Below are 23112 nucleotides of genomic sequence, written 5' to 3'. Positions count from 1 at the left end.
ATGATGAACCTCGCTGAATATCGCAATCGCAACGCCCGTCTCGCCGACTTCCTGCCATGGGTTGCGCTCACGGGAGAAGGTGTCATCCTCAACAAGGACGGCAGCTATCAGCGCACCGCCCGCTTCCGCGGCCCCGATCTCGACAGCGCGGTGCCGGCCGAACTGGTGGCGGTCGCGGGACGCCTGAACAATGCCTTTCGCCGCCTCGGCTCCGGCTGGGCGATCTTCGTCGAAGCGCAGCGCCACGAGGCTGCGACCTATCCGGCGAGCCGGTTCCCGGACCCGGCGTCGGCGCTGGTCGACGCCGAGCGCAAGGCGGATTTCGAGGAAGCGGGCGCGCACTTCGAGTCGAGCTATTTCCTCACCTTCCTCTATCTGCCCCCGGCCGAGAACGCCGCGCGGGCGGAGAGCTGGCTCTATGAGGGTCGCGACCGCGCCGGTGTCGATGCGCACGAAATCCTGCGCGGCTTTGTCGATCGAACCGACCGCATACTGCAGCTCATCGAAGCCTTCATGCCGGAATGCGTCTGGCTCGATGATGCCGAGACGCTGACCTACTTGCATTCGACGGTCTCGACGAAGCGCCACCGCGTCCGCGTTCCCGAGACACCCATGTATCTCGACGCGCTGCTCGCCGATCAGCCGCTCGCCGGCGGGCTCGAGCCGAGCCTCGGCGATATGCATCTGCGTGTCCTTACCATCGTCGGCTTCCCGACCGCCACCACGCCCGGCATCCTCGACGAACTCAACCGGCTCGCCTTTCCCTATCGCTGGTCTACCAGAGCGATCCTGCTCGACAAGACCGATGCGACCAAGCTGCTCACCAGAATCCGGCGACAATGGTTCGCTAAGCGCAAATCGATCGCCGCCATCCTCAAGGAGGTGATGACCAACGAGGCCTCAGTGCTGGTCGACACCGACGCCGCCAACAAGGCCGCCGATGCGGATCTCGCCTTGCAGGAACTCGGCGCCGACTATGCTGGCCAGGCTTATGTCACCGCCACCATCACGGTGTGGGACGCCGATCCGCGCATCGCCGCAGAGAAGCTCCGCCTCGCCGAGAAGGTGATCCAGGGCCGCGACTTCACGGCGATGCCCGAGACGATCAACGCCGTGGATGCCTGGCTCGGCAGCCTTCCGGGCCACGTCTACGCCAACGTCCGGCAGCCGCCGATCTCCACACTCAACCTGGCTCACATGATTCCCCTGTCGGCCGTTTGGGCCGGCCCGGAACGGGACGAGCATTTCGCAGCACCCCCACTGCTCTTCGGCAAGACCGAAGGCTCGACCCCGTTCCGGCTTTCCATCCATGTCGGCGATGTCGGCCATACGCTGATCGTCGGCCCGACCGGCGCTGGCAAATCTGTGTTGCTGGCGCTGATGGCGCTGCAGTTCCGCCGCTATCTTCGCTCCCAGGTCTTCACCTTCGATTTCGGCGGCTCGATCCGCGCCGCGTCGCTCGCCATGGGCGGCGACTGGCATGATCTCGGCGGCGGACTCACCGACGGCACAGAGGAAAGCGTCGCCCTCCAGCCGCTCGCCCGGATCGATGATGTCGCTGAACGGTCATGGGCCGCCGACTGGCTGATCGCGATCCTTGGCCGCGAAAGCGTCACCATCACGCCGGAGGTGAAGGAGCATGTCTGGTCGGCGCTGACCTCGCTCGCCTCTGCGCCGGTCGGCGAACGGACGCTTACCGGTCTATCGGTCCTGCTGCAGTCGAACGACCTCAAGCAGGCCCTGCGGCCCTACTGCGTCGGCGGCCCCTATGGCCGGCTGCTCGATGCCGAGGCCGAGCATCTGGGCGAAGCCACGGTACAGGCCTTCGAGACGGAAGGCCTGATCGGCACGGATGCGGCGGCGGCCGTGCTCGCCTATCTTTTCCACCGCATCGAGGATCGCCTCGACGGCCATCCGACACTCATCATCATCGACGAGGGCTGGCTGGCGCTCGACGACGAGGGCTTCGCGGGACAGCTCCGCGAATGGCTGAAGACGCTGCGCAAGAAGAACGCCAGCGTCATCTTCGCCACCCAGTCACTCTCCGACATCGACGGTTCGGCCATCGCGCCCGCCATCATCGAGAGCTGCCCGACGCGCATCCTGTTGCCGAACGAGCGCGCGATCGAGCCGCAGATCACCGCTATCTATCGGCGCTTCGGCCTCAACGACCGGCAGATCGAGATCCTCGCGCGCGCCGTGCCGCGGCGCGATTATTACTGCCAGTCCCGCCGCGGCAACCGGCTGTTCGAGCTCGGCCTCTCCCACGTGGCGCATGCGCTCTGCGCGGCCTCGTCGAAGACCGATCAGGCCGCCATCGCCGGCGCCATCGCCGAGCATGGCCGAGGCGACTTTCTGGCCGCCTGGCTCCGTCATCGCGGCGTCGACTGGGCGGCCGACCTCATCCCCAACCTCAACAACCTGGAGATATCCTCATGATCTCGCGCCGTTCGCGCGCAGCGCGGCTCGCGGCCTCGCTGCTTACCACCTCCGCCCTTGCAGCTCCGTTCATTGCAGCGCCGGCTCAGGCGCAATGGATCGTCTACGATCCCACAAATTACGCGCAGAACTTGCTCTCGGCGACGCGCGCGCTGCAGCAGATCAACAACCAGATCACCTCGCTGCAGAATGAGGCGACGATGCTGATCAACCAGGCGCGCAACCTCGCGAGCCTGCCTTACTCCTCGCTCCAGCAGCTTCAGCAGTCGGTGCAGCGCACCCAGCAACTGCTCGGTGAGGCCCAGCGCATCACCTATAACGTCCAGAACATCGATGAGGCGTTCCGCACCACCTACGGCAACGCGTCGATGTCGGCCTCCGACCAGCAACTCGTCGCCGATGCCCGCGAGCGCTGGCAGAACACGGTGGGCGGGCTGCAGGATGCCATGCGCGTCCAGGCCGGCGTTGTCAGCAACATCGACACCAACCGCGCCCAGATGTCGGCGCTGGTCGGCCAGAGCCAGGGCGCCACCGGCGCGCTTCAGGCGACGCAGGCCGGTAATCAGCTTCTCGCCCTGCAGGCCCAGCAGCTCGCGGATCTGACTGCCGTCGTCGCCGCCAATGGCCGCGCCCAGGCGCTCACCGAAGCCGAACGGGCCGCCGCCGCCGAACAGGGACGCGAGCAGCGCCGGCGATTCCTAGCGCCCCGCCAGGACTATCAGCCGGGCAATGCCCAGATGTTCCCCGGCAGCGAGAACTGAGGACGCGGCCATGGACGGAAAGATGCTCGCCCGCCTCGGCGCCATCACCTTCATCTCGGTCGCGATCACCGCGACCGCAATCGAGATAAGCCGGGATGAGGAGCCGGCGGAGAGCTGGGCCGCCGCTCGGCCAGCCACGACCCCGTCCGATCCGCTGCAGGCTGAGCTCATCCGCTGCCAGTGGCTCGGCGAAGCAGGTGCGCGCGATGCCGCCTGCCTGCAGGCGTGGGCGGAGAGCCGCCGGCGCTTCCTTCAGCCCGGCACATCCTCGGCCGAGCCGCTTCGGAACACCCAGCCGGCGCCTCCGGCGATGCCCGCGCCTATGCCGTCCTATCCGGCGGAGGCCGAATAGCTCATGAACAACACCGGCGTCATCGACCATTTCCTCGAGGTCTTCACCCGCTACATCGATGGCGGGTTCGGCCTCCTGGGCGGCGAGGTGGCGTTCATCGCGACGACCTTGATCGTCATTGACGTCACGCTGGCCGCGCTGTTCTGGTCGTGGGGCGCCGACGACGACATCATCGCGCGGCTCGTGAAAAAGACGCTGTTCGTCGGCGTATTCGCCTACATCATCGGAAACTGGAACAACCTCGCCCGCATCGTCTTCGAGAGCTTCGCCGGCCTCGGTCTGAAGGCGTCCGGTACTGGCTTCTCGGTCGCGGACCTGCTGCGACCCGGCAAGGTGGCTCAGACTGGCCTCGACGCCGGCCGGCCGCTGCTTGAATCCATCTCCGGACTGATGGGCTGGATCTCTTTCTTCGAGAACTTCATCCAGATCGCCTGCCTGCTCTTCGCCTGGGCGCTGATCCTGCTCGCCTTCTTCATCCTCGCTATCCAGCTCTTCGTCACCCTGATCGAGTTCAAGCTGACAACGCTGGCTGGCTTCGTGCTCATCCCCTTCGGCCTGTTCGGCAAATCCGCCTTCATGGCCGAGCGCGTGCTCGGCAACGTTATCTCCTCCGGCATCAAGGTCCTGGTGCTCGCCGTCATCATCGGCATCGGCTCGACGCTTTTTTCCGAGTTCACCCAGGGGTTCGGCGGCGCAACGCCGTCGATCGACGACGCCATGGCCATCGTGCTGGCGGCGCTCTCGCTTCTCGGCCTCGGCATCTTCGGCCCCGGGATCGCCTCGGGCATCGTCTCCGGAGGCCCACAGCTTAGCGCCGGTGCGACCGTAGGCACCGGCCTTGCCGCCGGCGGCATGGTCGGCCTCGGCGCAGGTGCGGTCGGTGCGGCTGCGACGGGCGGTGCGTCTCTCGCGGGAGGTGCAGCGGCGGCGGTTCGGCGTGGTGCAGCGCTCGCCGGTGGCGCCTCGACCGCTTACAGTCTCGGCGCGGCGGGCCGGTCGGGAGCCGCGGGCGTCGCCTCCGGTCTCGGCGGCGTAGCTCGCGCCGCCGGAAGCGCTGCGGCCTCGCCGCTGCGCCGTGCCGCGACACGCACGGCCGAGAGCATGCGCTCAAGCTTTGATGCCGGCGGACGCGCTGTCCTGGAAACTACCGGCGGGTCCTCAACAGGTGGAACGATCGGCGGCGATGCCGGTGAACCCGCGCCGGCCGCGGAGACCGACGGTCCGCCCGCTTGGGCCCAGCGTATGCGCCGTTATCAGCAGATGACGCAGGCCGCTCAAGCGACCGCACAGGCTGTCCGCTCCGGCGAAGGCCATGGCGGCGGCTCTTCCGTCAATCTCTCCGAAAGCGATCGCTGATGTTCAAACGACCTTCCACCCACTACGGCAAGTCCCCCGAACCCGAGACGCCCTATCAGCGCGCCGCGCAGGTCTGGGACGAGCGCATCGGCTCCGCCCGCGTGCAAGCCCGCAACTGGCGCCTGATGGCGTTCGGTTCGATCTTCCTGTCGGCTGGGTTCGCCGCAGCGCTGGTCTGGCAATCGGCGCGCGGCACTATCGTGCCCTGGGTTGTGCAGGTCGACCAGCTCGGCCAGGCGCAGGCGGTAGCGCCCGCTGACACCGCCTATCAGCCGACCGATCCGCAGATAGCCTTCCATCTCGCCCGCTTCATCGAGCAGGTCCGGTCAATCCCCGCCGATGCCATCATCGTGAGGCAGAATTGGCTGCGCGCCTATGAATTCACTACCGATCGCGGCGCCGCAGCGCTCAACGACTACGCCCGCGCCAACGATCCCTTTACGAGAGTAGGACGACAGCAGGTCGCGATCGAAGTCTCGAGCGTGATCCGCGCGTCTCCCGACAGCTTCCGCATCGCCTGGACGGAGCGTCGCTACGAGAACGGCCAGCTCGCCGCCACCGAGCGTTGGACGGCGATCCTGACCATCGTGGTGCAGTCGCCGCGCAACGCCGAGCGACTACGGGCGAACCCGCTCGGGATCTACGTCAATGCCATCAACTGGTCGCGGGAGATGGGCCAATGAACCGGCAGATTTTCCGTAGAGCCGGCAAGCCACCTTTCCGCAAAGCTGCGTTTGCGGCAATCCTGCTTTCCGCCACGGCGCTCGCCGGTTGCGTGACGGTGCCGAAGCCGCCGCAGATCAGCTACGACGCCGATGTTCCACCCTTGCCGCCGGTTCCTGCCGCCGTTTCGGACGAGCGACCCCGCCCACTCCATATTCCCCCAGCCTGGACGCCAGCGAGAGGTGGAACCGCTGCTACCACGCCAACGGGCCGTGTGCAGAACGCCAATGCGGCCGCGCGGGTCGAGCCACGCCGCGAGGGCTACTACAACTCGATCCAGATCTATCCCTGGAGCGAAGGAGCCCTCTATCAGATCTATGCAGCGCCCGGACAGATCACCAGCATCGCGCTCGAGCCCGGCGAGAGCCTGACCGGCGCTGGTCCGATCGCTGCCGGCGACACGGCGCGCTGGATCATCGGCGACACCGAAAGCGGCAGTGGCGCCACCCGTCGTGTGCATGTGCTGGTAAAGCCAACCCGGCCGGATCTCTCAACCAATCTCGTGATCACCACCGACCGGCGCATCTACATGATTGAGCTGCGCTCGGGCGAGCGACCCTACATGCCGGCGGTTGCCTGGGCCTATCCGCAGCCACCTGCCTCACAGCGGCAGAGCGTGCCCGCGACTCCCGTCATCCCCGTGATGTCAGCGCGCAACTATCGCTATGGGATGACCGGTGACACGCCGCCGTGGCGGCCGATCTCCGTCTATGACGATGGGCGGCACGTCTATGTCGAATTTCCGCGCGGCATTATCCAAGGCGAGATGCCGCCACTCTTCGCCGTCGGCTCCGATGGCGAAGCCCAGATCGTCAACAGCCGCATCTACAAGAACATCCTTATTGTCGACCGACTATTCGGCGCAGCCGAGCTGCGTCTTGGCAGCGGAGACCGCCAGCAGATCGTCCGGATCGTCCGCACCGATGGGAGGCCCTCGTCATGAGCGAGAACGAAGCCAAAACCGAGGGCGACCTCCCCCTGACAGGATCCCAGACACCATCGACGGCATCAATGCGGCTCCGCGCAGAGCCACCACGCGTAACACGACTCTCGCGAAAGGTCCTGGCGGGATTGGCATTGGTCGCGCCCATCGGCATCGGTGGCGCGCTTATCTATGCGCTCCAGACCCGAGACGCCGGCAGGAGCGGTGAAGAACTCTATTCGACCGAGAATCGGCCCACCGCGGACGGGCTGGCGGGCCTGCCAAGCGATTATACCGGCCCTGTTCTTGGTCCGCCTCTTCCGGGTGATCTAGGGCGTCCAATTCTCGCTGCGCAGAACCGCGGTCAACCCGTCGTTCCGCCCCCGGTCGCCACACCGACGGTGGACCCAGAGGAACAGCGCAGGCTGGCCGAGGAGGAAGCGGCGCGGACATCGCGCGTGTTCTTCCAGACCGAAACGCGAGCGGCAGCCGCGTCGAGAACGTATGGTGACGGCGCTCCCCTTCCGGGTCTGCCCGGTCTCGGACTGGCGGGACAATCCAGCCCGACCGCCCAGGAGCGGCAAGCGGCTTTCCTCAACGCCAGCGTCGATCGCCGCACGGTCGCGGTCGACCGCGTGATGCCGCCTGCGTCACCATACGTGCTGCAGGCCGGCGCGGTGATTCCGGCGGCCCTGATCACCGGCATCCGCTCCGATCTGCCGGGTCAGATCACGGCGCAGGTCACCGAGAGTATCTATGACAGCCCGACAGGCCGCCTCCTGCTCGTCCCGCAAGGCACCCGCATCATCGGCGAGTACAGCAACGATGTCGGCTTCGGTCAGCGCCGCATCCTGCTCGTCTGGAACCGGTTGATATTCCCGAACGGACGTTCGATCGTGCTGGAGCGCCAACCGGGCGCCGACACCCAAGGCTATGCCGGCCTTGAGGACGGGGTGGACTACCACTGGTGGGATCTCGCCAAGTCGGCGGGTTTCTCGACGTTGCTGAGCATCGGCGCCGAACTCGCCACCGACGATGAGGACCGGCTCGTCCAAGCTATTCGCGATGGTGGCCAGGACACCATCAATGACGCGGGACAACAGATCATCCGTCGCCAACTCAATGTAGCGCCGACCCTCACAATCCGACCGGGATTTCCGGTGCGTGTGATCGTAACACGCGATCTCGTCCTTGAACCATATGGAGGGTGATCATGACGAAACTGAAACTCGGCCGGATTCCAGATGAGAAACCGGTAAAGGTGACGATTGAACTTCCAGCGGGGCTTCATGGTGATCTCGTCGCCTATGCCGAAGTCCTGGCCCGCGAGACCAGCCAGGAAATCAAAGATCCATTGAAGCTGATTGGACCAATGCTTGCCCGGTTCATGCAGACAGATCGCGGCTTCGCTAGGGCGCGAAAAATCCGCCGTACGCCGGGGGCGAATTCGCCAGATGTGGACTGATACACAGGGAATATGGCGCCGGACGTTCGCTCACCGGCTCCTGCCTGGAGCCGGTTCAGGCACTCGTCGCGACGTCCACCTCAAAGACCCTCAAGTGACAGTCGTTTGGCGAGCAGGTCTACGAAAGCGCGCACCTTAGCCGGCGGAAATTTGTTCTCTTGCCAAAGCACGTGGATGGGGACCGGCTCCGGCTCATAGTCTTCGAGAACGATCTGCACGTCACCGTTGTCGATCATGTGCTTGATTTGCCAAAGCGGCGAGTAGCCCAATCCAAGCCCGCACCGTACGGCGCTGTATATGCCCTCCATCGAGTTGCATCGGAACGAGCCGTTTACGCTGAATTTTCGTGGCCGCCCCCCTGCCCTGAAGGTCCACTGCCCGGGCTGCCTGTCGACCGTTCGGACGACGCAGCAATGGTCACGCAGTTCTCCTGGATGCTTCGGTATCCCGCGATCCTTCAGATAGGAAGGTGCCCCGAACACCACTCTGCGCAAGGCTCCCAGTCTCTTTCCTTGAAGTCCCGAGTCCGGCAGCTGCGCGATGCGTACGACCAGATCAAACCCTTCGGCCGCCAGGTCAACAAACGTGTCTGTCAATTGCAGATCGACCTCGATCTGCGGATAGCTGCGCATGAACTCAGCGATGATCGGAACAAGGAAATCCGGCCCGAAGAGCGTCGGGGCTCCAATTTTCAGAAGGCCCCTCGGTTCTAGCCGCCGGTCGGAAATCTCCGATCGTGCCTCGATGATATCGGTCAACGCGGGCTTGACGCGCTGGTAGAAAGCTTGCCCCGCCTCGTTGGGTCTGCATTGGCGCGTCGTCCGATGAATGAGTTCGATGCCGACGTCATTTTCGAGCGCGCCAAGAGATCGGCTGACGGCCTGCAATGACCGGCCCAGCTTTCTTGCAGCGCCCGTCAGACTGCCAGCATCAATGATCGCGACAAATGTCTCTAGATCCTCTATCCGGCTCATCGATAATCTCGAACTTGTTGATTAAGACTCACACGTTGTACGCGTTGTCTCGCTTATCGAAATAATTAATTTGACGCCTCGATCAACGAACGAAGGCGAATGCGATGACAAAAGGAGTTCAGACGGTTCTTGCGGTGGGTGCGACGGGCAAGTTCGCGGGATATGTTGTCCCCGAGCTCGTCAAGCGAGGTGCCAAGGTGCGAGCCCTGGTCCGTGATCCGGCGCAAGCAGATGCGGCGAAAGCCGCCGGCGCGACGGAAGTGGCCATCGGCGATCTCAGGGATTCCACGAGCGTGGCGAACGCCGTGGCCGGGGTGAACGGTGTCTTTCACATTGGGCCGGCATTCGCCCCGGACGAGGCAACGATGGGCGTCGCGTTGGTTGACGCCGCGCAGCGCGCAGGGGTGTCGAAGTTCGTATTCTCATCGGTCATCCAGCCGACCAACACACGCCTGAAAAATCACGCAAGCAAGATCCCGGTGGAAGAAGCGCTGTATTCGTCCCGGCTCGAATATACCATCCTGCACCCCGCGAACCTCATGCAGAACATCGGCTTCGCATGGCCGTCCATTCTGCAAACCGGTCAGTTCTCGGAGCCGTTCCCCAGAGACGTCAGCATTGCGCGAGTAGACTATCGCGATGTGGCGGAGGTTGCAGCGATCGCCCTCACCGGGCCGACCCTTACCTACGCCACCCTCGAGCTCGCTGCCGGCATGCACAGCCGGTCCGAGGTCGCTGCGATCATGACAGAGGAACTCTCCCGGCCGATCAGCGCCGAGGAGTCGACATTCGGCGATTGGGTTGCGGCGTCCAGGCTTCCTTACGACGACAGCCAGTTGCAGCTTCTTTCGAAGGTTCACGAGCACTACGCGAAATACGGACTCGGCGGGAACAGTCTCACCCTGCGGGCCGCCTTGGGACGAGAGCCAAGATCGCTGCGCCAATACATCCGTCAACTCGCGCTGCAGACATCGATTTCCTCCAACAGGACGACACGAAACCAATGACTATGCCGAACACGCAATCTCGAGCCGCTCGCCGGAAGCTCTCTCCAAAATACGGATGGGTCGTCATGCCGCTCGTACTCTCCATATTGATGTCCGCCGTGGTGTCGGCGGTATCGACGGCCATGACCGTCGGTGCCATCGCGCAGTTCGGGTCTCGCTGGCCAAATGCCTGGCTGGTGTCGTGGGTGGTGGGCTTCCCAACCCTCATCATGGTGCTGCCCGTCGTGCGGCGGATCGTGGCGGCCCTCGTCGAGCAACCGAGATGAACAAGAAACCGCGCCATCTCCTCACCTCGCGCGAGCCGACCTGCCCCCAGGACCGCACTCCAGACGCGTGACATGCAAGATGGCGCTCGTCCGCCTGAAGCGGACGGGCGTCTTTCCTACAGACGAGGCGGTTCAACCCCTCACTGAGGACCTCCTCAACCGCACCGAGATGAGGAATGCAACCGCCGGCGCGATCGCCACGACAAGGAATAGCCAGAACGCCGCGTTCGAGAAATTGACCTCTCCTGCGGTGCCGCTTGCTGCCACATTGACCGTGAGGCCCGCTATAGCTCCTCCGAAAGCAGTCGCACAAAGCTGTACCGTCATGATCCCGGATGCAGCGGTGTCCTCTTCACCTGGGGGCGAATTTTTCAACACCCGCGCTGCCAGGTGCGGATAGGCCAGGCCAACGCCGGCGCCCGCCAGGATCAGGATCCCAGCCAGCAAGATGAGGCTGAGGACTCCTCCGTTAACAGAAGAGGCTGCGACCAAGGGGGCGAGTACCAACACCGCCGCCACGGAAAGTGCGGGCCCGGCGGCAAGAGCGCGACCTTGCCCCTGTGGGCTCAATCCAGAACTGAATATCGCAGCTATCGTCCACCCGGCCGACATGACGGCAGCGAGAAGCCCCGCACCGAGCGGCGAATACCCGTGCAGCTCTTGCAGAAACAACGGCAGGAAAATCTCAACGCATGTGACGGTGACTGCGAGCAGCCCCGATGCTGCGTAGAGCGAACCCAAGCGAGACCCGATCGAGAAGGTCCCGCTTGGCAGAAGCCTTTTACTGACGCGACCCTCGCGCACGACAAGCACAAGGATGAGCAACAGCGTGATGATCATGCTTGTCACGGTCGCAATCGGGCCAAGTCCCAGGCTGCTCCAGGAAGCGGCGAGAACTGCAACGCCAAGCAGCGCCAGCTGAGCGATTGGAACTCGCGCGTTGGCTTCTCGTCGGTCGAGCGCCTTGGGAAGCACCAGCGCGGCGGCGACGGAGAGCAGGAACGACGCCGGAACGAGTGCCCAGAACGCGCCGCGCCACAAGCTGAACTCTGCGAAGACACCACCGACTAGAGGTCCCAGCAGCGTCGCGATGCCCCACATGCTCGAGAAGAGCGCCATGGCACGCGCCCAAAGGTGTTCGGCAAAATACCCTGCGGATAATGGCGTAGGGCAAAGCCAGCAGTAGACCACCACCGATGCCCTGAACGAGTCGCCCAAGGAGCATCACGTTCATCGATGGGGCCAAGGCGCAAACCGTTGCGCCACATGCAAAGCACGCGGCCGCCGCAATGTACCCCGCTCTGGGTCCGATCCGGGCGAGAAAAGGAGCCGAAAGAGAAGCGCCGATGATGGACGCTATGACGAAAAGCGTCGTGTTCCAGGCATAGAATTCCAAGCCCCCGATCTCGCTCACGGCCGACGGGAGGATGGTCGTCGAGATGTATACGTTGATGGCGTGAAGTGCGATCCCGCCACTCAGTGCAAGCGACCTGACGAGATTTCCCCCGGATAGCAGTTCGAGCCAGCTTGCCGGAGCGGCCGCGTCAGCCGCGGAATTCCTGATTGCCTCGCTCATTGAAGTGCTACCTTCATATGATCGAGGCGGGAAAGCTTCTCCGGATTGCGCGTGATGTAGATGCCAGAAATGCTGCCCCCGTCGTCGTACGCGAAACTGACGGACGCCGCTATTCGGCCCTCCTCCAGCAACAGCGCGCCCAACGCCCCGTTGATGGCCGTGGGACGCCAATCGTATGCCGCCCAGTAGCCGGAAAGCTGGTCCCTGATGAACGTCAGGACGCCGCTGCCCCCGAAAATGGGAGCGGCCTGCGTGGGCACCCTGCCGCCTCCGTCCGCGCGAAGTTCAATGTCACCGGACATAAGGGCCGCCAGTTGCTCGGTCCGCCCCGTCGAAACGGCGGAACGGAACGCGTCCAAGAGCTCGCGCTGGCGCTCTCGCGGCACGCGGTTGCGTGGTTTTTCCCGGCCAATGTTCGTTCGTGCGCGTGAGACAAGCTTACGGCAGGCCGCTTCCTCGATGCCCAGGTGGGCGGCAACGTCAGCATACGGCTGGTCGAATATCTCATGCAGGAGGTAGGCGGCGCGCTCTTTCGGAGCGAGCCGTTCGAGCACGAGAAGGAATGCGACGGAAAGCGACGATGAAAGCTCCAGGCCAGCTTCCGGATTGTCGTCGCTCGTCAACTGGACGGGTTCCGGCAACCAGCTTCCGAAATACTGGACACGGGTATGCTGCGCCGATTGCAGGATGTCGATGCAGCGGCGCGTGCAGGTTGCGGTGAGCCATCCGGGGGGATTGAGAATCTTCGTCCGATCCGCCTGGTGCCATTTGACGAAGGTGTCCTGCACGGCATCCTCGGCATCGGCGAACGTCCCGAGGATGCGATATGCGAGGCCGATCAGGAAAGTTCGGTGGGCCTCGAACTGCGAGGTAAGATCATGCTCCTCCATTTTCAGTGCGCCGAGATCTGGATGCGGTTCCAGAGGTTGATCATGGCGACCGTGGCGACGAGCGCACTGATCTGCGCGTCGCTGAAATGCCTTCTCAGTTCAGCACGAACGTCGCCATAGTCAGTGTCGGGATTTACCTTCGTCAGCGCCTCGGTCAGGGAAAGAGCGGCACGTTCTTGAGGTGAAAAGTCCTGAACGTGACGCCACACGACCAGGCGGTCGAGCCGCTCGTTCGTTTCTCCGTCGTCGCGTGCTTCCCTGGTATGCATCTTTACGCAGTACGCGCATCCGTTGATTTGCGAGGCCCGCAATTGCACAAGATGATGGATCGCCCGATCGAGGCCGTGGGTATCGATGGCGGTGTGGACACTCTCAAGCGCGCTGAATACGCCGGGAATCGATTTGTAGTGGTTGATCGGGTTCGTCGACATTTGATGACCTCATGTGTTCGTCGATTGATGGTCACATGACGGTCAAGCACTGTGGTTTGTGACGTGTTCTACCGAATTATTGTCTTGATTTTATCGACTAAGCGGAATGCGACTCGAGCAGCCGAAGAAAACGGCATAGGACCGGCTGGAGTCGTCGCTCGGCTCGCCAGACCGCGTTGTAAATGAGCGGCTCGATTTCCTCCCGAAAGGGAAGAAACGCAACGCCAGGCCGATCCAGCATGGCTGCTGACTGCGGTACGACCGTCATGCCCATGCCACTGGCAATTAGCGCAAGAAGGTTCTCTTGGCTGATCGAGTGCCGGACGATCCTGAGTTTACCGCCCCACTTCGAAGAGTTTCGGATCACATAGGATTCTATTTCCTTCCCAGCGGGATCATCCGTCAGCATCAACGTCTCCGAAGCGAGCTGCTCCCACTTCATACCTTCACACTTCGCAAGCCTGTGCTCGTTCGGAAGCGCCAGCAGTGGGAACTCATTCAAGATCCTTTTGCAGCGATACCCTTTCCGGGTCACCTCACCGAACACGAACGCGATATCGAGGTGACCAGAGGCAACCGCATAGAGGTGGGCCTCCGCGGCGGCTTCCTTCACATGGACATGCACGTTCGGCAGGCACTGGCGAAAGGGGCGAAAAATCCGCCGAAAAAATTCCGCCGGAAATGCATGCGGTATGCCGACACTCAATACGCCCGCAGAATCTCGTTCGACTAGCCGGATATCATCGATTGCGCGATGCATCTGCTGCGCACCTAGTTCCGCCCGCTCAAGGAAACGCGAGCCAGCAGGTGTCAGCGTCGTGCCGTTGGCTGTCCTAACGAAGAGCGACGCGCCAATGCGATGTTCAAGCTGTTGAAGGCGGCGGCTTATAGTGGATTGCGCCAGATTGAGCTCATCGGCCGCTCGGCGAATGCTTCCGACGTCGGCGACGCACTTTGCGTATCTGAGATTTCGCAGATCAAAGGACAAATCCGTCATCCGACCTGCCAAAAAACGCAGTGGGGCGCTTCTGAATACCGTTGGTCCCAAGACTTTTCGTTGTGCGCACTCTCATCTAAGCCCCCAATGGCGCGAGAACGTTCGCGGCGTCCCTCGATTGGCCCTAAATCGGATCGATCCCGGTCATCAGCAGAGCTGACAGATTTTCGATAGCGCTTGCCTGCGTCATCCGCCCCCGCGTCATGTCGAGGGACAGCGCCTCAGCCGCTCCGACGATACCGACACAACGCTGTTGAAGGGCTTTACGCGATAGATTTGAGAATGGCGCTAAGGCATCCGCGAAAATCCCGACGCAATTGTCGACCAGTTCCTGCTGGACCGCCCCCATCTGCGGGTCACCCATCAGTGCCGCGGAAATCGCATGTCCTTCAGGTCCGGACGCCGAATGGCAGGTCATGTAAGCGCGTGCGATCAGTCGCGCCGTGTCCTGAAGCTGACGGCCGTCCTTGGAAAGACTTTTCTGCAGCGCTTTGACCTGCTGCTGGTCGATGCGCCGGTACAGGGCAATGAGGAGCCCCGACCTGGTCTCGAAGTGCTCGTAGGTGATCGGTTTGCTCACGCCAGCCCGTTCCGCGAGGAAGCCGAGCGTCAGCGCGTCGGCTCCGTGCTCTCGGACAATCTCGAGCGCGGTTTCGATGAGCTGTTCCCGGCGCGCCTCCTTGGTGAGCCGACGCTTGCCCTCGGTCTTCTCGCTTACCGACATTCCCAATCATCCATTCGCTTTTGTCCCTTGACGGAGCCCATGCACGTCACCATAACTTACCCTCAGTAGGTTACGTGCAGTAGCTTACCAAGAGTAATAATTGGTTGCAAGCGCATTCGAAAAGGACAGCACGCATGCCACGCACAACGCTCCCTGTACTCATTATTGGGGGGTCCGGCATTGTCGGGTCCCAAGCCGCCCACGAACTCAGGCGCCGGTATCCTGAACTGCCCATTGTTATTGGTGGTCGCGACCTTGGTCGGGCGCAAAAGACGGCTGACGAACTCGGGAATGCCACTGCCACGATCGTGGACCTGTCACGTCCGGACCTCGGCCTACCGGAGCCCGCCTACAGCGCGATCGCATTGTTCGTGAAGGATCACAGCCTCAACTCCCTGCGCTATGCGCTCGACAACAGGATTGCCTACGTCGACATCTCGACGGGAACCTTCGAGATCGGTCCGGAAGCGGCGCTGTTCATCCATCACCCCGACCGCGCCCCCGTCCTCCTGGCCAGCCAGTGGCTGGCGGGCGCGGCGGTGTTTCCAACGCTTCAGGCCGCATCTCGATACGAAAAGGTCGACTCCATTCGCATCGGCGTCGTTCTCGACGAACAGGATATAGGCGGACCGGCCGCGGCGGATGATTTCGACCGGCTGACGTCGGTCGCTCCGGCTTCTTTGACCGTTCAGGCAGGAGAGGATGTCTGGGTCACCGCGGATGAAGGCAAGGGCACAGTGACAAGCGTGGACGGCACCGCCCTGCCCTCCCAGGTGTACTCGCCGTTCGACGTCCTCAGCCTTGCAACCTCCACCCGAGCCGCATCGATCCGCTTCGATCTGGCATACGGGGAGTCGGCCAGCCGCCGCCGTGGCGAGAGCTACTCGACCGAAACAATCATCGACATCACGGGTCGCTCCAAGGACGGCGCCGCGACGTCGTCGCACATCGAGGTCGTGCACCCTAAGGGGCAGGCACCACTCACGGCTCTCGGCGTCGCGCTGGGGCTGGAGGCACTGCTGGGCCTGCGTGGCAAGGCCCCTGCTGCAGGCCTCTATCTACCCGAACTGCTGATCGATCCCGCCTACTTCGTCGATGAGATGAAGGCGATCGGCGCCCGCTTCGATATCCGCCAATAAGGGAACCCTTCACATGACCACTACAGCAAACCACCCCGTCTTGGTCCTCGGCGGCACCGGGAGCCTTGGCTCCCGCACGACGAGGATGCTGCGCAAGCTCCACCCGGAACTGCCGATCACGATCGGCGCCCGCGACATGGAAAAGGCCACGACGCTCGCGGCCGAGGTCGGCAATGCCACGACCGTCAAAGTGGACATCAAATCGCCCGACCTTGGCCTTGATCCCGGCGCCCGGTTCAGTGTCGTTGCAACCGCGCTCAGGGATCACTCGCTCAACACATTGCGCTATGCCCAGGCGCTGGGTGTCCCGTACATCGCCCTCTCCGACGGCGTGTTCGAGCTCGGACCGATCGTTGCACACTATGCCCATCATCCGAAGGCTTCACCGATCCTGCTGCTCGGTCACAGCAATGGTGGCTCCCCAACCCTCGCCGCCCTGCACTTTGCGCAGGAATTCGACACCGTCGAGGCAATCGAAGTCGGTATCCTTTTCGACCCCGGCGATCCATTCGGCGCTGTTTCGGGCAAGGATCTCGAGCGCATCGCGAAGATCGGCCCACTGCCGCTCGTGAAGGAAGGCGGACGCTGGCAATGGGCGCGCGAACCGCTCTCCAAGCGGACGATCACAACCGTCGACGGCAGCCAGCACGAAGGGCACGCCGCAGGCTTGCAGGATGTTCTCAGTCTTGGCTCGGCCACCCGTGCGGCGCGCGTGCGGATCGACCTGGCGGCAGGATTGGTCGCCTCGACCAAGCAAGGGCAAGGTCCCTCCAACGAGGTAATCATCGAGATCACCGGAAAGCGCAAGAGTGGAGAGTCCGCTCGGTTCCGGTATGAGCTTGTTGATCCAGAGGGCTATGCCGCTATGAGCGCACGCGGCGCGGCCGTCGCCATCGAGACCCTGCTCGGTCTTGCGGGCCGCAGCAGCCCCGAAATGGGCCTATTCCTTCCCGAAACGCTGATCGAGCCGGCGCATCTGATAAGGCGTTTGGAGACCTTCGGCGTTACCGTTCGCGCCGCGTGACCAACTAACCCCGATCGCGGCACTGGTTGCGGTCGGACCCACAATTTCTGGTAGCAATGAACAGCGAGGTTCCTCCTATGTCCGATTTTGTTCTCGTCCATTGCGCGCAGGGTGGTGGCTGGGCCTGGAAGTTTGTTGCGGGTGAGCTTCGTGCGAGAGGACATGGCGTCTGGGCGCCCTCGCTAACCGGCCTTGGAGATCGAAAGCATCTCGCGCGGCCGGATGTGAATCTCGACACCCATATCGAGGACATCGTTCAACTGATTCAGCACGAGGATCTGACGAACGTTGTCCTCGTGGGCTGGAGCTATGGAGGCATCGTCGTCACCGGCGTGGCCGACCAGCTACCGAACCGCCTGTCACACGTCATTTACCTCGATGCAGAGGTTCCCGAGCACGGCCACTCCCTCTTTGACATCGCCGGTGAGGATTTTCGCCGACACATGCAAGCCTCTGCAGAACGCGATGGAGACGGCTGGCGTGCATCCTTCGGCAGTCGCGAAAGTCTCGACGCGGAAGAACGTCTCTGGATCCCTGATGCGAAGCTGCGGGGCTGGTATTTGGACCGGCTCGTTGCAAGTCCACAACCAGTTGAGACCTACAGACAGCCGATCCACTTGACGAACCATGAAAAGGGCTCGGTGGCACGAACCTTCATCCGCTGTACTGCGGATGGTAGTTCGCTCGACGCAATCCTGGGTCCGATCGCCGGTCGCTTCAAGCAGCATCCTATTTGGCGCTATCGCGAAATCGACACCAATCACTGTGGGCCGTTGGTAGCGCCACAACTAGTGGCCAATGCGCTCGTGGCGGCGAGCAGCTGACTGACGCCACTTGCCAATCAACGCCCCAAACGACCGAGGAGACATCTATTATGACGACGCAAACACATACAATTCCGCCGCAGAGCGGGCGAGGCTTTCACCTCAAGGCAGGAGAGACGATCAAGATCATTGACCCGGAAGGTCAGCAGGTCTCGGATATGTGGGCGATCGTCCCAGATGATCCGATTGACTGGCTCAGCGTATCCCAGACCCGAGACATCAATGAGCGGCTTTTTCCAGCTGTGGGCGAGAGCTTTTTTAGCGTTCGCGGCCAAAAGATTCTGACCCTGGTGGAAGATCAATCACCAGGACCTCACGACATGCTATTTCCCGCGTGCAATCGCGCACTTTATGAACGGGAAGGCCTGCACGACCACCCGAACTGCCATGACAATTTCATGAGCGTACTGGACAGCGAAGGTATAGAGATCCCGTCGGTACCCGACCCCGTCAACTTCTTCCAGAACTCGACCCCACAGCCCGATGGTCGGCTTGAGGTGCTTGCCTCTCGTAACCCTCCGGGAGGCTACGTGGTTCTGCGCGCCGAGACTGACCTTCTGATCGTGCTGACGGCGTGCTCGGTCGACTTTCATCCCACCAACGGTTCGCAATGCACCGCGATAGAGGTGCAACTGCTCTGATCGTGAGCGGATGCGGCGGCAATGCTTGCGGCATACTAGATGTGCAGGGTTCCTCGCATGACGACTATTCCCGTGCCCGATAGCTCGGGGTCGGGTGAAAGTCTGATGCTGAGGATGCTGCGCCGCCCCATCTTCGTACCTTGCTCGATGGCAAGCGTTCCAGAGGTGATAACTCCTTCGGATGACAAATAGGCGGCCAACGGTCCCGCCGCTGTACCGGTCGCAGCATCTTCCCAGAGGCCCACTGTGGGATTGAAGAACCGTGCGTAAGCTCTTGCCGGCGCGTTCGCGTCGATGGCATAGACATAGCAACCTTCAGCCCCCGCTTCGCGCAGAACGGCAAGCAGCGATGCTTGGGACGGGGTGGTTTGATCGACCGCGACTTTGTCGCTGACCCGCACCATGAGGTGCGCAGCGCCGGTATCGGCCGGGCGAGGCGGCGGCGAGGTCAGGATCATGCTTGTCTCAAGCCCTAGAGCCGCAGCGAGCGGCGCCACATCGCCGATAGCTGGCAACAGCTTTAGCGGAGCCTGCCGCATGCGCCCATGAATACGACCTTCGGCACGTGTCAGCGTGATCGGCAACACGTCAGCACCGATTTCCTGGTGGAATATAGGTTCATCATCGATCGCGCCGAGCGCGCCTTTTTCGGCCAGCCAAAGCCAGGCACCCAAGGCATTGTGACCGGCACCGAAAACCTCTGAGCCGTTCGCGGTGAAGGAGCGCAGCTTCCGATCCGCGCGAGAACTCTTCAGAATGAACGTGGTTTCCGCCTGATTGAACTCACCAGCGATCCGCTTCATCTCGTCGTCACTCAATCCGTCGCCATCCTCCACAACCGCGAGGGGATTTCCGGTCAGTGGTTCATCAGCGAATACGTCGATCAATCCGGCAATGAGTTCGCGCATCCGCCAGCCTCTCTTGATGAATAATGCTCATCTTCATAGTTTCGATCATTTGGATTTGATCTTGTGTTTTCCATCGTGTCAAAGTCGAACTTTTCACGGTTAAGATGAACCATGATCATCATGAAACGTCCATATCTTCCACCATTGCCATCACTGCGCGCGTTTGAAGCGGCCGCCCGCCTTTCAAGCTTCAAGGATGCCGCAGCGGAACTGTCCGTTACGCCAACCGCAATCAGCCATCAGATCCGACAGTTGGAGACTTTCCTCGGCCGACGTGTCCTGAACCGGAGCCCGCGTTCCGTAAAGCTCACGCCGGAGGGATTGCTCCTGTTCGACGTGGTAGGCACCAGTCTCGATCAGATTGCCGCTGTCACAAGGCGCGTCATCGAACAGGGAGAACCCTCCGCTCTCACCGTGTCATCAACAAGCGCATTTCTGAACCATTGGCTCGTACCCCGCCTCGCAGAGCTCTGGGATAGCCAGCCCGATCTGGAGCTACGACTCCATGTATCCGACCAGATCGCGGTTCTACGCGCAGGCGAGGTTGATATCGCAATTCGTTACGGGAGCGGCCCGTATGCTGATCCCAGCGTGCCACTTTGCAAGGATGTCTTTCTGCCCGTCTGCAGCCCAAGCCTCTCCATTGCCACCCTCAGCGACTTGCAAAACGCACCGCTGCTCCATGTCGACGGTCGGCTCCGCCCCGCCCCTTCACCAGGATGGGATCGCTGGTTTCGCGAAGCGGGCCTAGATACGGTCAGCGCACGCGCTGGTCAGCATTTTCCCGATAGCACGCTTGCGGTGCAGGCCGCTCTTGCCGGCCGTGGAGTCGCGTTGCTGAGCCGCGTACTGGTTGCGGATGCGCTCGAATCCGGGCTCCTCGTGGCGCCGTTCTCGAATTTGCTACCGGGCGACAGCTACCATTTCGTCTGCGCGAAAACGCTCGCAGAGCGCCCGGACGTCGTTAGGCTGCGGAATTGGTTCCAGGCAGCACTTGCTGACGGGACCAGTCCCAGCTGATCTCAGCACCTTCAGTATCGCGCAGCGCTGTTCGACTGGCCACCCATCGATCCTCTCACTGTCAAGAATTGAGCCTTCCGATATCTCGCCGTTGAGGAAAGCAACGGCCCCATGATCAATCCGCTCCACCAATGATACGCCGCACCCGATGAGGATGCTGTTCGACGGTTTGCGCGTCGTCATCCGCAACCCCGCGAAGCCGGCCGATGTCCGGAAGCTTGAATGCATCTTGTCCAGCCGCGGGTCGCATCAGGATTTCCCTTGTGGGTTTGCTGCTGCTCATCGCTTGGGATTCTGCTGCAGATACCGCTCCCGCGCAGCATCCAGGGCTGGAAAGTTCTCTTCAGCCCAACGATCCAATACACTCAGTGTCGATGTTAGCGATTGTCCTAATCCGCTGAGCCGGTATTCGACGTTTGGCGGGACCGTCCCTCGATCGTCTCGCACAACCAGGCCGTTGCTTTCGAGTTCGCGAAGGGTTTGCGTCAGCATCTTCTGCGAGATTCCGCCTACGCGGCGCATCAATTCGCCATTGCGCATCGGGCTTTCTCCGAGCGCCGACATGATGAGGATCGCCCACTTGCCTGAAATTATCTCAAGCGCGTGACGCGCCGAACAAGTCGCATCGAAGACGCTGGGTTCTGAATCGGTCATTCGCATAGGAACCAAAAGGTGTGTACTTGCCTTGAAGAACCTATACGGCCACCTTAAGCACTCCACAAGTTAGGAGGCGCACATGCAGGCACTTGTTCTCAGTTCGAGCCCGCGAAGAGACGGCAATTCATCCGCGCTCGCTGTCGCCGCGGTGGAAGGTCTCAAAGCCGCAGGGCACCAAGCCGAGATGGTGTACGCTGACGATGTGGTCACGGATTTTCTACGCGATTGCAGGAGATGCAGGCGCGCAGACGGGGAATGCTCAATAGACGATGGGTACCATGAGATGTTCACCCGTCATTTTTTACCGGCCCACGGCTTTATCGCGGCCACTCCGATCTACTGGTACGGGATGTCCGCGCAGCTAAAGTCGTTTTTTGACCGGATGTTCTGCTACGTCGCAGCCTCGCACCCAAGATCGACCTCGACGAAAACATCGATGTTGAACAAGCGGATTGGTCTCTTGATCAGCTCGGAAGAGACCTTCCCCACCAATTCGGCGGGAATCGTGCATCAGGTACAGGAATTTTGCCGCTACACGCGTTCGACATTTATCGGAGTCGTGCACGGGCGCGGCAATGCTCGTGGCGACATTTCGCGCGATCCAACTGACCCTGTCGCGGCGGCACGGTCTTTCGGCCGGACGTTCTTCTCGGCGCATGCAAGCGATTACTGCCTTGATGACGAACGTCCGGCGCGGATGTGGCGGCGATGAAGAGGCATTTGGAAACGCCGTCCGCGGTGCTTCGTGGCAAGGGCGCGACTAAGCTATGACGGATCAACCGCAGACAGCTTTGATCAGTGGCGCCGGAATTGCCGGTCTCGTGTTGGGTTGGTGGCTTAGACGGAGCGGCGTTAAGCCTACCATCGTAGAACTCGCACCTGAGATCCGAAAGGGCGGTCATCCGGTCGATCTGTGGGGGTCCGCAGTCGAGGTCGTCGATCGAATGGGGCTGCTGCCAGAGCTACAGGCGGCGGGTACACACAACGACCGCGGCGTAATGATAACGCCGGGACGCCCTCCCCTGCACATGGACCTGCGACGGCTCGAGATCGGCTTCGCAGATCGTCACCTTGAAATTATGCGAGGCGAACTGGTCAACGCGCTATACCGCGCCGTCGCTGGTGACGTCGAGTTCATGTTTGGCAATTCCATTTCGAAACTCGAGGAGCGCGAGGACAAGGTGCAGGTAGAATTCACGAGCGGGACCGATCGTGAGTTTTCGTTCGTCGTCGGCGCAGATGGACAGCATTCCAACACGCGTCATCTCGCCTTTGGCAAAGAAGCGGAATTTACCAACTACATCGGTGGTTACATCTGCGGCTATACCATCCCGAATACGATGGGACTGAAGAATGCCATCCATCGCTATGTGGTGCCGGACAAAACGGTCGCCGTCTTCCCGATACGTCAGTCCAACGAGCTTGGCGTAGGCTTCCTCTTCCGCAGCCGAGATCCGATCAATCTTCATCACCGCGACACAGACGGGCACAAGCGCCTGGTTCGCGATCGCTTCAAGGAGGACGAGTGGCTGGTGCCGCAGCTGCTGGCCGGGATGGATGGGGCCCAGGACTTTTATTTCGAGCCCTTCAGTCAAATCCTGATGGGCGGTTGGGTGAAATCGCGAATTGCTCTCGTGGGAGACGCCGGATTCGGCCCCTCGCCCGCTGTCGGTGGCGGAACTAGTCTGGCGGTTGTCAGCGCGTATATGCTCGCCCGACAGATCGCCAATGCTGCAGACGATCCGGCTCATGCCTTGACTGCCTACGAGCGTGATGTTCTTCCGATCGTCGAGAAAAGTCGACAGATCGGCCCGGTCCTGGTGAAGTCCTTGATCCCGACGTCGAGGCTGTCCATCGCCCTGAGTTTTTTGTCCGCACCAATTCTGATGGCGCTTCCCAGGGCAATACGAGGCCGTCTGCCGCTCTTGCCAGGGAAGGCTGTCGTCGGGATGCGTGCAATAGCTGAGGCTCCGCTCGACCCGCCTCATGTTCGGGAATGATGGATGGAAAGGAACG

Annotated in this window: 25 protein-coding genes and 1 pseudogene; 17 read left to right on the top strand and 9 right to left on the bottom strand. The window is 62.0% G+C overall.

Annotated features, from left to right (window positions below):
• The 8 genes from trbE to IEX27_RS00425 are packed head-to-tail and all read left to right on the top strand — an operon-like array spanning position 1 to position 8018.
• Entirely contained in the window at positions 1-2439 is a 2439-nt protein-coding gene (trbE, locus tag IEX27_RS00460) for a conjugal transfer protein TrbE (RefSeq protein WP_188718973.1), read from the top strand.
• Entirely contained in the window at positions 2436-3200 is a 765-nt protein-coding gene (trbJ, locus tag IEX27_RS00455) for a P-type conjugative transfer protein TrbJ (protein WP_188718972.1), read from the top strand. The genes trbE and trbJ overlap by 4 nt, the downstream gene beginning before the upstream one ends.
• 10 nt (positions 3201-3210) lie before the next feature.
• Positions 3211-3552 carry a putative entry exclusion protein TrbK-alt gene (gene trbK-alt / locus IEX27_RS00450; RefSeq protein ID WP_188718971.1) on the top strand — a complete coding sequence of 114 codons (342 nt, stop codon included), beginning with the start codon at positions 3211-3213 and terminating at the stop codon, positions 3550-3552.
• 3 nt (positions 3553-3555) lie between these two features.
• Positions 3556-4908: a P-type conjugative transfer protein TrbL gene (gene trbL, locus IEX27_RS00445; protein WP_188718970.1), complete on the top strand. Its 1353-nt coding sequence runs from the start codon at positions 3556-3558 to the stop codon at positions 4906-4908.
• The gene (trbF, locus tag IEX27_RS00440) at positions 4908-5591 is read left to right on the top strand and encodes a conjugal transfer protein TrbF (protein WP_188718969.1); all 684 of its coding nucleotides are present in this window, start codon (positions 4908-4910) and stop codon (positions 5589-5591) included. The genes trbL and trbF overlap by 1 nt, the downstream gene beginning before the upstream one ends.
• Positions 5588-6574 carry a P-type conjugative transfer protein TrbG gene (gene trbG, locus IEX27_RS00435; protein ID WP_188718968.1) on the top strand — a complete coding sequence of 329 codons (987 nt, stop codon included), beginning with the start codon at positions 5588-5590 and terminating at the stop codon, positions 6572-6574. The genes trbF and trbG overlap by 4 nt, the downstream gene beginning before the upstream one ends.
• Positions 6571-7764, top strand: coding sequence for a TraB/TrbI/VirB10 family type IV secretion system protein (locus tag IEX27_RS00430; protein WP_188718967.1), 1194 nt, complete (start codon positions 6571-6573; stop codon positions 7762-7764). The genes trbG and IEX27_RS00430 overlap by 4 nt, the downstream gene beginning before the upstream one ends.
• Before the next feature lie 2 nt (positions 7765-7766).
• Positions 7767-8018, top strand: a complete 252-nt coding sequence (locus IEX27_RS00425) for a DUF2274 domain-containing protein (RefSeq protein WP_188718966.1) — start codon at positions 7767-7769, stop codon at positions 8016-8018.
• A gap of 80 nt (positions 8019-8098) precedes the next feature.
• On the opposite strand, the gene IEX27_RS00420 is transcribed toward IEX27_RS00425, so the two are convergent.
• Positions 8099-8992, bottom strand: coding sequence for a LysR family transcriptional regulator (locus IEX27_RS00420; protein ID WP_188718965.1), 894 nt, complete (start codon positions 8990-8992; stop codon positions 8099-8101).
• Positions 8993-9096: 104 nt separating this feature from the next.
• On the opposite strand from IEX27_RS00420, the gene IEX27_RS00415 reads away from it, so the two are divergent.
• Together IEX27_RS00415 and IEX27_RS00410 are read left to right on the top strand one after the other, a co-directional pair.
• On the top strand, positions 9097-9999 hold the full coding sequence (locus IEX27_RS00415) for an NmrA family NAD(P)-binding protein (RefSeq protein ID WP_188718964.1): 903 nt from the start codon (positions 9097-9099) through the stop codon (positions 9997-9999).
• Between the two features lie 2 nt (positions 10000-10001).
• Positions 10002-10265: a DUF2798 domain-containing protein gene (locus IEX27_RS00410; RefSeq protein ID WP_188718963.1), complete on the top strand. Its 264-nt coding sequence runs from the start codon at positions 10002-10004 to the stop codon at positions 10263-10265.
• A gap of 132 nt (positions 10266-10397) precedes the next feature.
• Here IEX27_RS00410 and IEX27_RS21245 read toward each other — a convergent pair whose 3' ends face one another.
• The 6 genes and pseudogenes from IEX27_RS21245 to IEX27_RS00385 all read right to left on the bottom strand — a co-directional run bounded on the left by IEX27_RS21245 (position 10398) and on the right by IEX27_RS00385 (position 14883).
• Positions 10398-11456, bottom strand: coding sequence for an MFS transporter (locus IEX27_RS21245; RefSeq protein ID WP_280516447.1), 1059 nt, complete (start codon positions 11454-11456; stop codon positions 10398-10400).
• Positions 11443-11841 (bottom strand): annotated as a pseudogene (locus IEX27_RS21635) (MFS transporter); the annotation flags it as partial. The pseudogene IEX27_RS21635 and the gene IEX27_RS21245, both read right to left, overlap by 14 nt.
• Entirely contained in the window at positions 11838-12731 is an 894-nt protein-coding gene (gene sigJ, locus IEX27_RS00400; protein ID WP_188718962.1) for an RNA polymerase sigma factor SigJ, read from the bottom strand. The gene sigJ and the pseudogene IEX27_RS21635, both read right to left, overlap by 4 nt.
• 2 nt (positions 12732-12733) lie before the next feature.
• Positions 12734-13162: a carboxymuconolactone decarboxylase family protein gene (locus IEX27_RS00395; protein ID WP_188718961.1), complete on the bottom strand. Its 429-nt coding sequence runs from the start codon at positions 13160-13162 to the stop codon at positions 12734-12736.
• A gap of 97 nt (positions 13163-13259) precedes the next feature.
• Positions 13260-14150 (bottom strand): LysR family transcriptional regulator, encoded by an 891-nt coding sequence (locus IEX27_RS00390; protein ID WP_188718960.1) that lies wholly within the window; start codon positions 14148-14150, stop codon positions 13260-13262.
• A gap of 133 nt (positions 14151-14283) precedes the next feature.
• Positions 14284-14883, bottom strand: coding sequence for a TetR/AcrR family transcriptional regulator (locus IEX27_RS00385; RefSeq protein WP_188718959.1), 600 nt, complete (start codon positions 14881-14883; stop codon positions 14284-14286).
• Between the two features lie 134 nt (positions 14884-15017).
• Between IEX27_RS00385 and IEX27_RS00380 the strand changes: the two genes are divergently transcribed.
• From IEX27_RS00380 to IEX27_RS00365, 4 genes are all read left to right on the top strand, one after another.
• Complete coding sequence (locus IEX27_RS00380; protein WP_188718958.1) at positions 15018-16022, top strand: Rossmann-fold NAD(P)-binding domain-containing protein; 1005 nt, start codon at positions 15018-15020, stop codon at positions 16020-16022.
• A 13-nt stretch (positions 16023-16035) separates the two neighbouring features.
• Positions 16036-17046, top strand: coding sequence for a saccharopine dehydrogenase family protein (locus tag IEX27_RS00375; protein ID WP_188718957.1), 1011 nt, complete (start codon positions 16036-16038; stop codon positions 17044-17046).
• A gap of 77 nt (positions 17047-17123) precedes the next feature.
• A complete protein-coding gene (locus tag IEX27_RS00370; protein ID WP_188718956.1) occupies positions 17124-17870 on the top strand; it encodes an alpha/beta fold hydrolase in 747 nt (248 codons plus the stop codon).
• Positions 17871-17920: 50 nt separating this feature from the next.
• Positions 17921-18511: a DUF1989 domain-containing protein gene (locus tag IEX27_RS00365; protein ID WP_188718955.1), complete on the top strand. Its 591-nt coding sequence runs from the start codon at positions 17921-17923 to the stop codon at positions 18509-18511.
• 35 nt (positions 18512-18546) lie between these two features.
• On the opposite strand, the gene IEX27_RS00360 is transcribed toward IEX27_RS00365, so the two are convergent.
• Entirely contained in the window at positions 18547-19419 is an 873-nt protein-coding gene (locus tag IEX27_RS00360; protein ID WP_188718954.1) for a PhzF family phenazine biosynthesis protein, read from the bottom strand.
• 111 nt (positions 19420-19530) lie between these two features.
• On the opposite strand from IEX27_RS00360, the gene IEX27_RS00355 reads away from it, so the two are divergent.
• Entirely contained in the window at positions 19531-20439 is a 909-nt protein-coding gene (locus tag IEX27_RS00355; protein WP_244630165.1) for a LysR substrate-binding domain-containing protein, read from the top strand.
• Between the two features lie 279 nt (positions 20440-20718).
• Here IEX27_RS00355 and IEX27_RS00350 read toward each other — a convergent pair whose 3' ends face one another.
• Positions 20719-21093, bottom strand: a complete 375-nt coding sequence (locus IEX27_RS00350; RefSeq protein ID WP_188718953.1) for a winged helix-turn-helix transcriptional regulator — start codon at positions 21091-21093, stop codon at positions 20719-20721.
• A gap of 82 nt (positions 21094-21175) precedes the next feature.
• Between IEX27_RS00350 and IEX27_RS00345 the strand changes: the two genes are divergently transcribed.
• Both IEX27_RS00345 and IEX27_RS00340 read left to right on the top strand, forming a co-directional pair.
• Positions 21176-21808, top strand: a complete 633-nt coding sequence (locus IEX27_RS00345; RefSeq protein ID WP_188718952.1) for a flavodoxin family protein — start codon at positions 21176-21178, stop codon at positions 21806-21808.
• A gap of 55 nt (positions 21809-21863) precedes the next feature.
• Positions 21864-23096: an FAD-dependent monooxygenase gene (locus IEX27_RS00340; RefSeq protein WP_188718951.1), complete on the top strand. Its 1233-nt coding sequence runs from the start codon at positions 21864-21866 to the stop codon at positions 23094-23096.
• Positions 23097-23112: the final 16 nt, after the last annotated feature.

The organism is Nitratireductor aestuarii (assembly GCF_014641695.1).
GTDB lineage: Bacteria > Pseudomonadota > Alphaproteobacteria > Rhizobiales > Rhizobiaceae > Chelativorans > Chelativorans aestuarii.
The sequence above is the reverse complement of the archived record's forward strand: the minus strand, read 5'-3'. Positions and strand labels throughout refer to the sequence as shown.